Annotated in this window: 13 protein-coding genes; 10 read left to right on the top strand and 3 right to left on the bottom strand. The window is 68.0% G+C overall.

The window, feature by feature from the left end; all coding sequences use genetic code 11:
* Positions 1 to 4: 4 nt before the first annotated feature.
* Entirely contained in the window at positions 5 to 1,957 is a 1,953-nt protein-coding gene (locus tag I4484_RS14700; RefSeq protein WP_197447994.1) for a transglycosylase SLT domain-containing protein, read from the bottom strand.
* 195 nt (positions 1,958 to 2,152) lie between these two features.
* Between I4484_RS14700 and I4484_RS14695 the strand changes: the two genes are divergently transcribed.
* The 7 genes from I4484_RS14695 to sixA all read left to right on the top strand — a co-directional run bounded on the left by I4484_RS14695 (position 2,153) and on the right by sixA (position 10,106).
* Complete coding sequence (locus I4484_RS14695; RefSeq protein WP_197447993.1) at positions 2,153 to 2,674, top strand: PaaI family thioesterase; 522 nt, start codon at positions 2,153 to 2,155, stop codon at positions 2,672 to 2,674.
* On the top strand, positions 2,667 to 3,137 hold the full coding sequence (locus I4484_RS14690) for a PaaI family thioesterase (RefSeq protein ID WP_197447992.1): 471 nt from the start codon (positions 2,667 to 2,669) through the stop codon (positions 3,135 to 3,137). The genes I4484_RS14695 and I4484_RS14690 overlap by 8 nt, the downstream gene beginning before the upstream one ends.
* Positions 3,138 to 3,229: 92 nt before the next feature.
* Positions 3,230 to 5,134: a molecular chaperone HtpG gene (gene htpG / locus I4484_RS14685; RefSeq protein ID WP_197447991.1), complete on the top strand. Its 1,905-nt coding sequence runs from the start codon at positions 3,230 to 3,232 to the stop codon at positions 5,132 to 5,134.
* Positions 5,135 to 5,415: 281 nt separating this feature from the next.
* Complete coding sequence (locus tag I4484_RS14680) at positions 5,416 to 6,987, top strand: Re/Si-specific NAD(P)(+) transhydrogenase subunit alpha (RefSeq protein WP_197447990.1); 1,572 nt, start codon at positions 5,416 to 5,418, stop codon at positions 6,985 to 6,987.
* Between the two features lie 16 nt (positions 6,988 to 7,003).
* Positions 7,004 to 8,446 carry an NAD(P)(+) transhydrogenase (Re/Si-specific) subunit beta gene (locus I4484_RS14675; RefSeq protein ID WP_197447989.1) on the top strand — a complete coding sequence of 481 codons (1,443 nt, stop codon included), beginning with the start codon at positions 7,004 to 7,006 and terminating at the stop codon, positions 8,444 to 8,446.
* A 116-nt stretch (positions 8,447 to 8,562) separates the two neighbouring features.
* Positions 8,563 to 9,636, top strand: a complete 1,074-nt coding sequence (locus tag I4484_RS14670) for an NAD(P)H-dependent glycerol-3-phosphate dehydrogenase (protein WP_197447988.1) — start codon at positions 8,563 to 8,565, stop codon at positions 9,634 to 9,636.
* The gene (gene sixA, locus I4484_RS14665) at positions 9,633 to 10,106 is read left to right on the top strand and encodes a phosphohistidine phosphatase SixA (RefSeq protein ID WP_234283741.1); all 474 of its coding nucleotides are present in this window, start codon (positions 9,633 to 9,635) and stop codon (positions 10,104 to 10,106) included. Before I4484_RS14670 ends, sixA begins: the two co-directional genes overlap by 4 nt.
* Positions 10,107 to 10,137: 31 nt before the next feature.
* Here the strand turns inward: sixA and I4484_RS14660 are convergent, their stop codons facing one another.
* Complete coding sequence (locus I4484_RS14660) at positions 10,138 to 11,085, bottom strand: AEC family transporter (RefSeq protein ID WP_197447987.1); 948 nt, start codon at positions 11,083 to 11,085, stop codon at positions 10,138 to 10,140.
* Between the two features lie 219 nt (positions 11,086 to 11,304).
* Here I4484_RS14660 and I4484_RS14655 point away from each other — a divergent pair, with 219 nt between their 5' ends.
* Genes I4484_RS14655 through I4484_RS14645 form a run of 3 tightly spaced genes read left to right on the top strand, consistent with a single transcriptional unit; the run spans position 11,305 to position 14,066 of the window.
* Positions 11,305 to 12,120 (top strand): alpha/beta fold hydrolase, encoded by an 816-nt coding sequence (locus I4484_RS14655; RefSeq protein ID WP_197447986.1) that lies wholly within the window; start codon positions 11,305 to 11,307, stop codon positions 12,118 to 12,120.
* Positions 12,117 to 12,986 (top strand): alpha/beta fold hydrolase, encoded by an 870-nt coding sequence (locus I4484_RS14650; protein ID WP_197447985.1) that lies wholly within the window; start codon positions 12,117 to 12,119, stop codon positions 12,984 to 12,986. Before I4484_RS14655 ends, I4484_RS14650 begins: the two co-directional genes overlap by 4 nt.
* Positions 12,987 to 13,001: 15 nt before the next feature.
* The gene (locus I4484_RS14645; RefSeq protein WP_197447984.1) at positions 13,002 to 14,066 is read left to right on the top strand and encodes a patatin-like phospholipase family protein; all 1,065 of its coding nucleotides are present in this window, start codon (positions 13,002 to 13,004) and stop codon (positions 14,064 to 14,066) included.
* On the opposite strand, the gene I4484_RS14640 is transcribed toward I4484_RS14645, so the two are convergent.
* A complete protein-coding gene (locus I4484_RS14640; protein ID WP_197447983.1) occupies positions 14,063 to 14,641 on the bottom strand; it encodes a Smr/MutS family protein in 579 nt (192 codons plus the stop codon). The two genes, I4484_RS14645 and I4484_RS14640, sit on opposite strands and share 4 nt — an antisense overlap.
* Positions 14,642 to 14,713: the final 72 nt, after the last annotated feature.

The raw sequence follows: 14,713 nt of genomic DNA, 5'->3' as shown, positions 1-14,713 counted from the left end.
AACGTCAGTTCCTGGCGAGCATCGAGGCGTCGTAGCGCACCGTCTTCTCCGCCCGGGTGAGCATCGACACGCCCTCGCTGCTGCCGCCGTTGGCCAGGCTCTCGAAGATGACCCGGTAGGAGAGCACCGCCTGGACGTAGTCGCGGGTTTCGCGGAAGGGAATCGACTCGACGAACAGGTCGAACTCCTCCGGAGCGTCGCGCAGCCAGCGGTCGACTCGGCCGGGGCCGGCGTTGTAGGCCGCCGCCGCGGCGAGGCGGTTGCCGCGGTAGCGGTCGGTCATGTCGCGAATGTAGGTGCTGCCCAGGCGAATGTTGAGCTCCGGGTCCAGCACGCCATAGGGGCCCGGGTCGCTGATGCCGAGCTGCCGGCTGAGCAGGGAGGCGGTGCCCGGCATGAGCTGCATCAGGCCGCGGGCGCCGGCCGGCGAGAGCGCCTCCGGGTTGTAGGCGCTCTCGCGGCGGGCGATGCCCATCAGCAGGTAGGGGTCGACGCCGGTCTGCTGGCCCCAGTGCAGGAAATGCTCGCGGTAGGCCTCGGGAAAACGCCAATCCAATGCATCCCAGAGCTGGGCGGCAATGGTGGTCTGGACCAGTCGCGCGTGCCAGCCACGTCGTGCGGCATAGTCGGCCAGCGCCCGCACCTCACGCGGCGTGGCATTGGCCGCGGCATGCAGCCATTCGCTGTTGGCCAGCCCCTCCTCGCCGATCCGCAGCAGCGCCTCGGTGCGCTGTACCGTCGGCCACTGGTCCACCTGGTCGCGGAAATCGGCATTGAAGGTACTGCGCTCGAGGTTCAGGGAGTAGGGGCGGCCGATGCGATCGGCGGCGGCAAAGCCGAAGAAGTCGCGTTCACGGGCGGCGCGTGCATAGGCCACCTCGGCCCGCTCCGCGTCCCCCAGTTGCTCATGCGCGCGCGCCTTCCAGTACTGCCAGCGGCTGTCCTCGCGGCTGTCGTCGGGAAGCCTCTCGAGCCAGTCCAGCGCATCGGCCCAGTCGCGCTGGGCCAGGGCGTGACGAATGCGCAGTTCCAGCACGCGGGTGGTGCCGATCCGTGGCAGGGCGTCGTCAACCCAGCCCAGGTTGTGTTCGATACCGCGCACCAGCGAATAGAAGGCAAGGTCCTCCTCGATGGCATGGCGGTGTGTCTCCTCGATCGGCAGGTGGGACGCAATCTTGCGCCAGGCCTCCATGGCGGCTTCGGTATCGGCACGGGTGAAGCCATGCATGGCGGCGGCGAAGAGCGGTCCGCTGCCGCGGCATTCGGGGCCGATACAGGTAGGCACCCGGGTGATGTCGGCGTAGCTTCGCTGCAGCCGCTCCACGGCGTCGCGCCCCTCCTGCCAGCGGCTGCCGAGCTGCCGCCCCAGGTAGCTGACCAGCCCGGTCTCGCCCTGCTCCCAGGCCAGCATCATGCGCTCCCAGATATCGAACTCGCTGATCTCACCGCTGTCGCGCAGGTGGTCGAACAGGGTGTCGCAGGCCGAGGGTTGCGAGCGGCCCACGTGCCAGAGTTCGCGGCCGCCCTCGGCCGCCGCCTGCGGGTCGCTGCCGAGCAGGGCCGTGTAGTAGTGGCACTGGCGCTCGGTGCCGCTGGGCACGCCGTCGGCCACGGCCAGCAGGCTGCCGTAGCGCCCGGCGGCGCCGTAGCGGCTGATCGCCTGGCCGCGCATCCAGTCGGCAACGGGCGAACCCTGGTGGCGCTCGATGAAATCCAGGATCTGGCCCGGCTCGGCCTGGGGCAGGCGGCTGCGCAGGCGGTGGTACTCCACGTAGCCCTCCAGCACGTGGCCGCGTATGGCCGCCTCGTCGATTTGTGTCCACTGGTGGTTGCGGGCGGCTTCGAGGGCTGCGCGCATGGCGCTGTCGCTGGGCTGGGCATGCGCGGTGATGGAGAGACTGAAGGCCGCCGCGGCGAGCCAACCGGACGCGCGGCGAAACGATAGGGAATGGCGCATGGGAAATGGCCTCCGGAGGGCGTTGGCGAACTCCTGTATCCTCGCCTATTGCAGCGGATTTGAGTAGACCGTCAAGGCGTTTTCGCGCCGCTTCAGCAAAGTTTTTCCTGCAGGCTTTCGGCTGTCTCGGACTTGTCTCACCGGCGTCCGCCGACTAGTCTTGCAAGATCGATCAAACGCTTGTTGGAGGGCAGGGTGAACGAACGCCAAGCGCCGTACCGTGGGCCTGCCGCAGCAGGCCGAAGTCCCGAGGCCTGGCGAGCCGGCCTCGGCCGCTTCGTCAACGTCATCCCGCACACGCGCGAACTCGGCCTCGAGGTGGAGGAGGTCGCGCCGCCACGGGTACGCATGCGTTTGCCCTGGCGCGACGCGCTGCTGGGCGATGCCGAGCGCGGCCTGGTGCACGGCGGGGTGCTGTCCATGCTGCTGGATACCGTGTGCGGATCGGCGGTGCTGTGCGGGCTGCCGGCGCCGGAGGTGTGCCCGACCCTCGATCTGCGCGTCGATCACTACCGGCCGGCGGTCGCGGGCATGCCGATCTGGGCCGAGGCCCGGGTGCTGCGCGTGACCCGCGCCATGGTCTTCACCGAGGGCACGCTGTGGCAGGTGCCGGACCGGCCCATCGCGCGCGGGATCGGCAACTTCGTGCGCCTGGGCGAGCGCAATACGCCGGAAGGCTTCGCCGAGGCGTTGTTCGGGGAGGCCGATCATGCCTGAAGGCTTTCACGACGTGGCCTGGCTGGCCAGGACCCGCGCCCGGGGCGACGTCGCCGCCTGGATCGAGCGGCTACCCTACGCCCGTCACATTGGCGTCAGCGTCACATCCGACGCCGAGGGCGACGGCTTGATCTATCACCTCGAACCACGCGAGCACAACGTCGGTAACATTCTGCTGCCGGCGCTGCACGGTGGCGTGGTGGCGGCGTTCATGGAAACCGCCGGGACCCTCGACCTGATGTTGTCGGCGCGCGAGCCGCGGCTGCCGCGCATTGTCGACTTCTCCATCGACTACCTGCGCACGGCTCGGGTGGTGCCCACCCACGCCCGTTGCCGTCTCCTGCGCGAAGGGCGGCGCCTGGCCAACGTCCAGGTCACCGCCTGGCAGGCGTCGGAATCGCAGCCGGTGGCCACGGCGCGCCTGCATCTGGTCCTGGGCGTGCCGGAACCGAGCGACGCTTGAAAACGCGGACACGGCCCCCATATCGCTGAACAGTTCAGAAACGGCGGCGCGCCATGCGCCGCCGTGGGTTCAAGCCATGAGGTAACCGATCCATGTCCACGACCGCTCACGAGGAAACCCTCGGCTTCCAGACCGAGGTGAAGCAGCTGCTGCACCTGATGATCCACTCCCTGTACTCCAACCGGGAGATCTTCCTGCGCGAGCTGATTTCCAACGCCGCCGACGCCTGCGACAAGCTGCGCTACGCGGCGCTCGACAACGATGCGCTGTACGAGGGCGACAGCGAGCTGCGCATCGAGATCGAGCACGACGAGAAGGGCCGTACCGTTACCGTGCGCGACAACGGCATCGGCATGGACCGCGAGGAGGTGATCAAAAACCTGGGTACCATCGCCCGCAGCGGCACCGCGGAGTTCCTCAAGCAGCTCAGCGGCGAGCAGCAGAAGGACGCGCGGCTGATCGGCCAGTTCGGCGTGGGATTCTATTCCAGCTTCATCGTTGCCGACGAGGTCACGGTGCGCACCCGCAAGGCGGGCAGCGACAAGGCCGAGGGCGTCGAATGGCGCTCGAAGGGAGAAGGTGAATTCACCGTCGCCGACATCGAGCGCGAGGCGCACGGCACCGAGATCGTCCTGCACCTGAAGAAGGAGGCCAAGGAGTTCGCCGACGACTTCCGTCTGCGTAGCCTGGTGCGCAAGTACTCCGACCATATCGAGGTGCCGGTGCGCATGCCCAAGGTCGAGACGGCCAAGGACGACGAGGGCAACGAGATCGAGGGCAGCGAGGTCACCACCTGGGAGACCGTCAACGAGGCCACCGCGCTGTGGGTTCGCCCCAAGAGCGAGATCTCGGACGACGAGTACAAGGCCTTCTACAAGCACGTGGCCCATGACTTCAGCGATCCGCTGGCCTGGAGCCACAACAAGGTCGAGGGCAAGCTCGAGTACACCAGTCTGCTCTACGTGCCGGGGCGCGCGCCCTTCGACCTCTATGAGCGCGACGGCGCCCGCGGCGTCAAGCTCTACGTCCAGCGCGTCTTCATCATGGACGACGCCGAGCAGTTCCTGCCGCTCTACCTGCGCTTCATCAAGGGCGTGCTCGATACCCGCGAGCTATCGCTCAACGTCTCCCGCGAACTGCTGCAGCAGGACCCCAAGGTCGAGAAGATCAAGGGCGCGCTGACCAAGCGGGCGCTGGACATGCTCAAGAAGCTGGCCAAGGACCAGGAAGCCTACCAGACCTTCTGGAACACCTTCGGCAGCGTGCTGAAGGAGGGCCCGGCCGAGGACTTCGCCAACCGCGAGAAGATCGCCGCGCTGCTGCGCTTCTCCACCACCCACACCGACAGCGCCACCCAGGACCAGTCGCTGGCCGACTACGTATCGCGCATGAAGGAGGGCCAGGAGAAGATCTACTACATCGTCGCCGACGGCTTCAACGCGGCGAAGTCGAGCCCGCACCTGGAGATCTTCCGCAAGAAGGGCATCGAGGTGCTGCTGCTCCACGACCGCATCGACGAGTGGCTGATGAGCCACCTGCACGAATTCGACGGCAAGCGCTTTGTCGACGTGGCCAAGGGTGAGCTCGACCTCGGCGAGATCGAGGGCGAGGAGGAGAAGAAGGCCCAGGAGGAGACCGCCAAGGCCAAGGAGGAGCTGGTCAAGCGGGTCAAGGTAACGCTGGGCGATGCGGTGCAGGAGGTCAAGGTGACCCACCGCCTGATCGACTCGCCGGCCTGCGTGGTATTGCCCGAGCACGAGATGGGCTTCCAGATGCGCCGCATCATGGAGGCTGCCGGCCAGAAGATGCCGGAGGTCAAGCCGATCCTCGAACTCAACCCGACTCATGCGCTGGTGGCGCGGCTTGAGGAAGCCGAGGGCGAGCGCTTCGACGACCTGGCCCAGGTGCTGCTCGACCAGGCGATCATCGCCGAGGGCGGGCATCTCGACGACCCGGCGGCCTACGTCAAGCGGCTCAATGCACTGTTGACGGCCTAGGTCGTACGATGGGCGTCGCGACCGCGAGGCCCGTCGCTTCATGGCAGCGTGCCACCCCCCATTTTCAAGCCGCCTTCGGGCGGCTTGTTCATGTCCATTTGCGCCTGCGTCGCTCTCCTTGACGTCAACGTCATGCTCGCTTTTTTCCGATATTTCAGCTGCATAGTGTTACATTGACGTGCCATCGAAAGGCCTCGCAGCGGTTGTGCATTGCGGTAGGGTCAGGTATGAATAACCGTTTGCCCTATTCGACCTTTCTATAACCATAAGGGAGATCCAACGTGAAGATTGGTGCACCCAAGGAGCTCGCCAAAGGAGAGGCGCGTGTCGCGCTGACCCCTGACAGTGCGCAGTTCATCAAGAAGCTTGGACACGAATGCCTGATCGAATCCGGGGCCGGTATCGCCGCCGGCTTCGACGACGATGCCTATCGCGCCGCCGGTGTCACGGTGGTGGAGAGCGCCGAGGCGTTGTGGCGCGAGGCTGAAGTGGTGATCAAGGTGCGCGAGCCGAGCGACGAGGAGGCCGAGCGCCTGCGCGAAGGCCAGACCCTGATCGCCTTCTTTTGGCCGGCGCAGAACGAGGCGCTGCTGGAGAAGTGCCGGGCCCAGGGGGCGACCGTCGTCGCCATGGACATGGTGCCGCGCATTTCGCGAGCGCAGAAGATGGACGCACTCTCCTCGATGGCCAACATCGCCGGCTATCGGGCGGTGATCGAGGCGGGCAACCAGTTCGGCCGCTTCTTCACCGGTCAGGTCACCGCCGCCGGCAAGGTGCCGCCGGCCAAGGTGCTCATCGTCGGTGCCGGCGTGGCGGGGCTTGCCGCCATCGGCACCGCGACGAGCCTCGGTGCGGTGGTACGCGCCTTCGACGTGCGCCCCGAGGTCGCCGAGCAGATCGAGTCCATGGGCGCCGAGTTCCTGTTTCTCGACTTCGAGGAGAACCAGGACGGCTCCGGCACCGGCGGCTATGCCGCGCCTTCCAGCCCGGAATTCCGCGAGAAGCAGCTGGCGCTGTTCCGCGAGCAGGCGCCCGAGGTCGATATCGTCATCACCACCGCCCTGATTCCGGGGCGTCCGGCGCCCAAGCTGTGGCTCGAGGACATGGTCAAGGCGATGAAGCCCGGCTCGGTGATCGTCGACCTGGCGGCCGAGAAGGGCGGCAACTGCGACCTGACCGTGCCGGACGAGCGCATCGTCACCGACAACGGCGTGGTGGTGGTCGGCTACACCGACTTCCCCTCGCGCATGGCGACGCAGGCCTCGCTGCTCTACGCCACCAATATCCGCCACATGCTCACCGACCTCACGCCGGAGAAGGACGGCGCGATCGTCCACGACATGGAGGACGACGTCATCCGTGGCGCCACGGTGACGCACCAGGGCGAGATCACCTTCCCGCCGCCGCCGCCCAAGGTGAAGGCGATCGCCGCGGCGAAGCCCAAGCCCAGGGAGAAGGAGCCCACGCCCGAGGAGCGGCGCGCCGCCGAGCACGCCGCGTTCAAGGCCCAGACCAAGCGCCAGGCGACCCTGCTGGGGGCCGGCGGCCTGTTGATGCTGCTGCTCGGCCAGGTGGCGCCCGCCTCCTTCATGCAGCACTTCATCGTCTTCGTGCTGGCCTGCTTCGTCGGTTTCCAGGTGATCTGGAACGTCAGCCACTCGCTGCACACGCCGCTGATGGCGGTCACCAACGCTATTTCGGGGATCATCATCCTCGGGGCGATCCTGCAGATCGGTTCGGGTAACTGGCTCGTCGTGCTGATGGCAGCCATCTCGGTGCTGATCGCCACCATCAACATCGTGGGCGGCTTCCTGGTGACACGCCGGATGCTCGCCATGTTCCAGAAATCGTAAGCGGCGGAGACTACACATGCTGAGTCAAGGATTCGTGTCTGCCGCGGCGATTGCGGCAAGCGTACTGTTCGTCCTCTCCCTGGGAGGGCTGAGCAACCAGGAGAAGGCCAAGCGGGCGGTGTGGTACGGCATCGTCGGCATGGCCGTGGCGGTCTTCTTCACCGCCTTCGGGCCGGGCATCGGTGCCTACTGGCTGATGATCCCGATGGTCATTGTCGGCGCGGTGGCCGGCGCCTACGTGGCCAAGAAGGTCGAGATGACCGAGATGCCGCAGCTGGTGGCGGCGCTGCACAGCTTCGTCGGTCTGGCCGCGGTGTTCGTGGCCTGGAGCGCCGACCTCGAGCGGCGCCGCGTGCTGGCGGCCCGGGCCCTCGATGCGGGCGCCGAGCAGTTCTCGGCCTTCGCCGCCCTGGTCGCGACCAAGGCCCCGGACGAGCTGATGTTCCTGCAGATCGAGGTGGTGCTGGGCGTGTTCATCGGTGCGGTGACCTTCACCGGTTCGGTGATCGCCTTCGGCAAGTTGGCCGGCAAGGTGGACGGCAAGCCGAGGCAACTGCCCGGCGGGCACCTGCTCAATGCCGGTGCGGCCGCGCTGTCACTGCTGCTGGCGATCCTCTACCTCAACGGCGCCGGCTTCTGGACGCTGCTGCTGATCGCCGCGCTGGCCTTCTTCATCGGCTACCACCTGATCATGGGCATCGGCGGCGCCGACATGCCGGTGGTGGTGTCGATGCTCAATAGCTACTCGGGCTGGGCCGCGGCGGCCATCGGCTTCACGCTGTCCAACGATCTGCTGATCGTCACCGGCGCCCTGGTGGGCTCCTCCGGTGCCATCCTGTCGTACATCATGTGCAAGGCGATGAACCGCAACTTCGTCAACGTCATCCTTGGTGGCTTCGGCGGTAGCCAGGGGCCGGCGGCCGAGATCGAGGGCGAGCAGGTGGCGATTGATGCCGGTGGGGTGGCGAGCGCGCTCAACGACGCCGACAGCGTGATCATCGTGCCGGGCTACGGCATGGCCGTGGCCCAGGCCCAGAACGCGGTGAGCGAGCTGGTGCGCAAGCTGCGCTCGGCGGGCAAGGAGGTTCGCTTCGGCATCCACCCGGTCGCCGGGCGTCTGCCGGGCCATATGAACGTGCTGCTGGCCGAGGCGAGGGTGCCGTACGACATCGTGCTCGAGATGGACGAGATCAACGACGACTTCGCCAGCACCGACGTGGTGATCGTCATCGGCTCCAACGATATCGTCAATCCTGCCGCCCAAGAGGATCCCAACAGCCCCATCGCTGGCATGCCGGTGCTCAAGGTGTGGGAGGCCAAGCAGGTGTTCGTCTGCAAGCGCGGCCAGGGTACCGGCTACTCGGGCATCGAGAATCCGCTGTTCTTCAAGGAGAACACGCGCATGTTCTACGGCGACGCCCGGTCCAGCATCGACTCGCTGCTGTCGCAGATCGATTGAGCCGTCGCGGGCTCCCGGCCCGCCTTCCTTTGATGAGACATGCCCCCGCAAGGGGGCATTCTTCGTTACACTCTTGACGGGTTCTCCTGATTCATCGATCGATTCACGGGGCAGACATGTCAGACGATCCCATGCGGGTGGCAGTACTGGGCGGCGGCAGCTTCGGCACCGCGCTGGCGAGCATCGCCGCCGACAACGGGGCCAAGGTGTGCCAGTGGCTGCGCGACCCCGAGCTCGCGGCGCAGATCGACCGCGAGCACCGCAACCCGCGCTACCTGCCGGACTATGCCATCAACCCGGCGGTGCGCGCTTGCAGCGACATGCAGGCGGCGCTCGACGGCGCCGAGCTGGTGCTGGTGGCGATCCCCTCCAAGGCCTTTCGTGACGTGGTGCGCCAGGCCCGGCCCTGGCTCCACCCCGACCAGATCCTGGTCAGTACCACCAAGGGGATCCAGGAGGAGGGCTTCAAGCTGATGAGCCAGATCCTCGAGGAGGAGACGGGCTTCCGCCATATCGGCGTGATCTCGGGGCCCAACCTGGCCACCGAGATCGCCCAGAAGCAGCTCACCGCCACCGTGGTGGCCAGCGATGATGCGCTGACACGCACCCGCGTGCAGCAGGCGCTGGGCTGTGACTATTTCCGCGTCTACGCCAGCAACGACCGCTACGGCGTCGAGCTGGGTGGGGCGCTGAAGAACATCTACGCCATCGCCGCCGGCATGGCCGCGGCGCTGGGCATGGGCGAGAACACCCGCAGCATGCTTATGACCCGGGCGCTGGCCGAGATGGGGCGCTTCGCCGTCAGCCTGGGCGCCAATCCCATGACCTTCCTCGGGCTGGCCGGGGTGGGCGACCTGATCGTGACCTGCTCGTCGCAGCTGTCGCGCAACTACCGTGTCGGCTACGCCCTGGGCCAGGGCAAGGGTCTCGACGAGGCGGTCGAGGCGCTGGGCCAGGTCGCCGAGGGGGTCAACACGGTGCGCCTGGTGCGCGACAAGGCGCGCGCGGACGGGGTCTACATGCCGCTGGCCGAGGGGCTCTACCAGGTGCTATTCGAAGGTGTGCCGGCGCGTGAGATGGCGCGCATGCTGATGCGCGGGGAACAGAGCAGCGACGTCGAGTTCGTGCTGCCGCGCGAGGCCGTTCAGCAGGCCCACCGCCGGGTCGAGGCGAATGAGGGCGGGGCGTGACCGGACGGCTTTTTATCATGCGCCACGGCGAGGCGATCGCGGGGCGCCCCGACAGCGAGCGGGAGCTGAGCGCGCAGGGCCAGGTCGAGGCCGAGCGCATGGCCGGCTGGTTCGGTCGGCAGCCGCTGGCGGGGGCGCGAGTGCTGGTGAGCCCCTTCGTACGGGCCCGGCAGACGGCGGGGCATGTCGGGCGTGCGCTGGGCGTCGAGCCCGAAGTGCTGCCGTTCGTCACGCCCGACGATGCGCCGACCGCAGTGATCGAATGGCTGCTTGCCAACACAGACGAGGCTCCCCTCGTGCTGGTCAGCCACATGCCGCTGGTGGGGCTGCTCACCGGGCTGCTGGTGGAGGGGCGCGGCGACCGTGGGCTCGCCTTTCCCACCGCCGCCGTGGCCGAACTCGAGAGCGAGGTCTGGGCGGCGGGCTGCGCCAGGCTGGTGCGTTTCACGGCACCCGCCGATATCCGCTGAGACAGGACGACGTGTAAAACCGGGTCGCGCCCTAGATCCAGCCGACCACTTTCAGGGCAAACACGCCGACGGTAATGGTCAGGCTGGCCATCAGCGTGGTCAGGGCAATGATGTTGGCCGCCAGCGCGGCGTTGCCGCCCATCGCCTTGACCATCACGAAGCTGGCCGCTGCCGTGGGGCTGGCGAAGAACAGGAACAGCACGCCCAGCTCGCGTCCCTCGAAGCCGCACAGCCAGGCACCCAGGGTGGCACCCAGCGGCAGGCTGACCATCTTGACCAGGCTGGCGCCGGTTGCCAGTCGGCCCGAGGAGCGAATCGAGCCCAGCGACAGGGTGGCGCCGATGCAGATCAGCGCCAAAGGCAGGGTCAGCGAGGCGAAGTACTGGCCCGAGGTCATCAGCCAGCCGGGCAGGCGCAGCTCCAGGGCGGCCACCGGCACGGCGGCCACCACCGCCAGGATCAGCGGGTTGCGCAGGATGTGGCTGGCGATGCTGCGCCAGTCGGTGTGTCGGCCCTCCTGGTAGGTGGCCAGCACGATCACCGAGAAGGCGTTGTAGGTGAGGATCACCACGCCGAGCAGCAGCCCGCCGGCGGAGAGGCCGTAGTCGCCGTACATGCCGGCGGCCAGTGCCAGCCCGACGATGCCGCAATTGCCGCGAAAGGCGCCCTGGACGTAGACGCCCCGCTCGGCATGGGGCACGCGCAGGATGGCCCAGCCCCAACTGAGCAGGAAGCTGGCCAGCGTGGCCAGGGCGAAGTACGCGAGCATGCCCGGGTTCAGCGTGGCGTTCAGGTCGGCCCTGATGATGCTGAGGAAGATCAGGGTCGGCATGGTGCCGCGGAATACCAGCTGCGAGGCGGTCGTCACGAAGGCATGATCGATCCAGCCCAGGCGCTTGAGGCCCAGGCCCAGGAAGACCATGGCGAAGACCGGCAGGGTGATTTCGAGGGTGGCGAAGAAGAGCTCGAACAGGCTCATCGACGCACCAGCCACAGGCCGAAGACGATGGCGGCGGCCACGGTGATCCAGAACAGGCGATTGCGCAAGCGGGTGTCGCGCCGGGGCCGGGTGGGGCGAGGCATGGTGGACTCCAAGGAAGCGGACGGCATGAACCGGAGGTCGACTTGGCGAGATAGAGTAAACCCGTTAGCCTGCTATCGCCACTAGCGGCTTGCCTGACTGACATTGGACCCCGCCATGAACGAACGTCACCCCCCAACGCTGCCGCGGCTGGTCTTCGCCCACGCCAACGGCTTCCCGGGCATGAGTTATCGCAGCTTGCTGGCCCCGCTGCGTGAGCGCTTCGACATCCATCCCGTCGATCGCCTCGGACATCACCCAGACTATCCGGTGGGGGCCAACTGGCTGGCGCTGCGCGACGAACTCCTCGAGCATGTGCCCGATGCCGACGGACCCGTCATCGGTGTCGGCCACTCCATGGGCGGAGTGCTGATGGCCATGGCCGCGGAGCGTGCGCCGCAACGCTTCCGCTGCGTGGTGATGCTCGACCCGCCGCTGATGTTGGGCCTCGATGCCTGGAGCATGAAGGTGGCCAAGCGCTTCGGCTTCGTCGACCGGGTGACGCCTGCCGGCAAGAGCCGGGGCCGCCGTGCCTCCTGGCCCGACCGCGAGGCGATGGCCAACCACCTGCGCCGCCGGGGGTTGTTCCGGCGCTTTACGCCGGATGCCCTGCACGACTACGTCGAGGGCGGTACCCGGCTGCAGGACGATGGCAGCGCCGAACTGATCTATGACCCGGCCATCGAGACCGAGATCTTCCGCAACCTGCCCGACCATCTGGCCCGCCTGCCGCGCCGGTTGCGCATTCCCTTCGGGGTCCTGGTGGGGGGTGACTCCGACCTGATCACGCCCAGGCGCCGCCGGCGCCTGGCCGCCCACGGCATTCCGCTGGCCCTGGTACCGGGCACCCACATGTTTCCCATGGAGCACCCCGAGGAGACCCGCCGCGCCCTGCTGGGCATGCTCGACGCGTTGCTGGAGGGCGAGGCATGAGCGAGGCGCAGCAGTGGAGCCTGGCCGGGGGGCGCCTGGCGGCGCTGGTCTGGGGCAGGGAGGACGCCCCGACCTGGCTGGCATTGCACGGCTGGCTGGACAACGCCGCCAGCTTCAGCCGGCTGGCGCCCCGGCTGGTGGAGCGCCTCGGCATTCGCATTGTGGCGCTGGACTTCGCCGGTCATGGCCACTCGGCCCATCGCGAGGGTGACTATGCGCTGTGGGACTACTGCCACGACCTGCTCGACGCCACCGACGAACTGGGCCTGGAGCGGGTGCCGCTGCTGGCCCACTCCATGGGAGCCGGGGTGGCCTGCCTGACCGCGGCGGCGCTGCCGGAGCGGGTCGAACGGCTGGTGTTGATCGACGGTCTGGGCGCCGTGACCACCCCGGTCGGCGAGAGTGCCGCCCAGCTGCGCAAGGGGTTGCGTGCGGCCCGACGCCCGCGTTCGGTGGCGCCGCGCTATCCTGATAGCAGGACCGCCATTGCCGCGCGCGTAGCAGGAGGCGTGACGCCAATCGACAGCGCAACGGCCACGCCGCTCGTCGAGCGCAATCTGGTGCGGGAGCCCGATGGCCATGTTCGCCTGCGTACCGATGGCAGGCTGCTATGGCCCTCGCCGGTGCGGCTGAGCCCCGAGCAGGCACTGGCGCTGCTGGGCGCGATCCAGGCGCCGGTCTTGCTGATCGAGGGCGAGAGCGGCATCCTCGGCGAGCGCGAGATGGCCCGGGCGGCACGGGAAGCCGTGCCGCAGCTGGTGCGCCGGGTATTGCCGGGCGGGCATCATCTGCATCTCGAGCCCGGCTGGGTATCCTGCGTGGCAGATGCGATCGAGACATGGCTGGTGGCGGCCGAGCCGGCATAAGGGAAAGGGGGAGCGATGACCAGCAGTGCGGCGGTGGAGATGGGCAAGCGAGTGGCGCTGACGCTGGGCAGCGGCGGGGCACGTGGCTATGCCCACATTGGCGTGATCGAGGTGCTCGAGGCGCGCGGCTACGAGATCGTCGCCATCTCCGGTTGTTCGATGGGCTCGGTCATCGCCGGGGTCTATGCCGCGGGGCAGCTCGAGGCCTATCGGGACTGGGTATGCCAGCTCGACTACTTCGACGTGCTCAAGCTGGTCGACGTCACCTGGAGCCCGATGGGGGCGATGCGTGCCAGCAAGGTGATGAGCAAGCTCGAGGAGCTGGTCGGCGACATCCAGATCGAGGACCTGCCCATCCCGCTGACCACGGTCGCCACCGACCTGGTGCGTCAGCGCGAGGTATGGTTCCAGTCGGGCCCGCTGCTGCGGGCGATCCGTGCCTCCATTGCCATTCCGGGCGTCATCACACCGGTGCACATCGGCGAGAACACCCTGGTCGATGGCGGCCTGCTCAATCCCCTGCCGATCACGCCCACCGTGTCGGCCCATGCCGACATGATGCTGGCCGTCAACGTGACCGCCCACAGCGCCCGTCCGGTATCGCTCGACGATCTGCTGCCTGCCGAGGAGCAGGGGGAAGCGGAGGTGAAGGCCGAGGAGGAGGCTGCGGCGCGCAAGTGGATGGATGTGCGCGGTGCGACCCGTTGGCTGTTCGAAGGGTTCGGCGGCCCCGAGGGCGAGGCCGGCGAGGCGAACGGCAAGGCGGGGCGCGTGGCCAGCGGCAGGCGGGCCTGGGGCCGTCTGGACATGATCCTGGCCTCCTTCGACATCACCCAGGCCTCGCTGGCCAAGTACAAGGTCGCGGGGTATCCGCCCGACGTGCTGATCGAGGTACCCAAGACGGTGTGCGGCGCCTTCGAGTTCCACCGTGCCGAGGCGCTGGTCCGCCTGGGCCGCCACCTGGCCATGGAGGCGCTGGACCGCTACGAGGGACGCAGCCACAGTGGCCATGGCGGAGGTGGCGGCATCATCGTCGAGCCGCCGCAGATGCCGGCGGACCGCGAGTCGGGGGGCGGCTAGAAGGTCTGGCCTCGGCGACGTAGCAGGACATAGACGGCACCGGTGCCGCCGTCGAGCTCACGCGCCGAGCAGAACGCCAGTACCGTCGGCCACTCGCGCAGCCAGGCGTTGACGTGGCTCTTGATCACCGGGTAATTCGCCGTGCTGCCCCATGCCTTGCCGTGCACCACCAGCACGCAGCGCATATGGCTGCTGGCGGCCTCCTTGAGGAAGCTCTCGAGCTCGAGGCGTGCCTCATCGAGGCTGTAGCCGTGCAGGTCCAGCCCCGCCTCCCAGGCGAACTGGCCGCGCTTGAGCTGGCTGCGGGTGCGATAGGGCAGGTCGGGCAGGGCGAAGTCGAGGAATTCCGAGGGCCGCACCGCCTCCACGCGGCCGTCGCTGGTGCGACTGGCGCTCTCCTGGGAATCGGCCGCTACTGCGGCGGCGCGTCGTTCGGCCGCCGCAGGATCCCGCCGCCTGGGCCGCCCCGGGTCGGCGCGGTTGACGGCGATGCGGCGCACGCCGGCCTCGCGCAGTGCCCGGCGAAAGGCATGAGTGTCGTCGTCATCGTCGTCGGGGGGGCGGCGTTGGCTCATGGGGACTCGTGTGGTGTCGTCGAGCGGCCAGTATAGCGACCTGAGCGTGGCTGTGAACCGCCTGCCGCCACG

Source organism: Halomonas sp. SS10-MC5, assembly GCF_015992245.1.
Lineage (GTDB): Bacteria > Pseudomonadota > Gammaproteobacteria > Pseudomonadales > Halomonadaceae > Halomonas > Halomonas sulfidoxydans.
The sequence above is the reverse complement of the archived record's forward strand: the minus strand, read 5'-3'. Positions and strand labels throughout refer to the sequence as shown.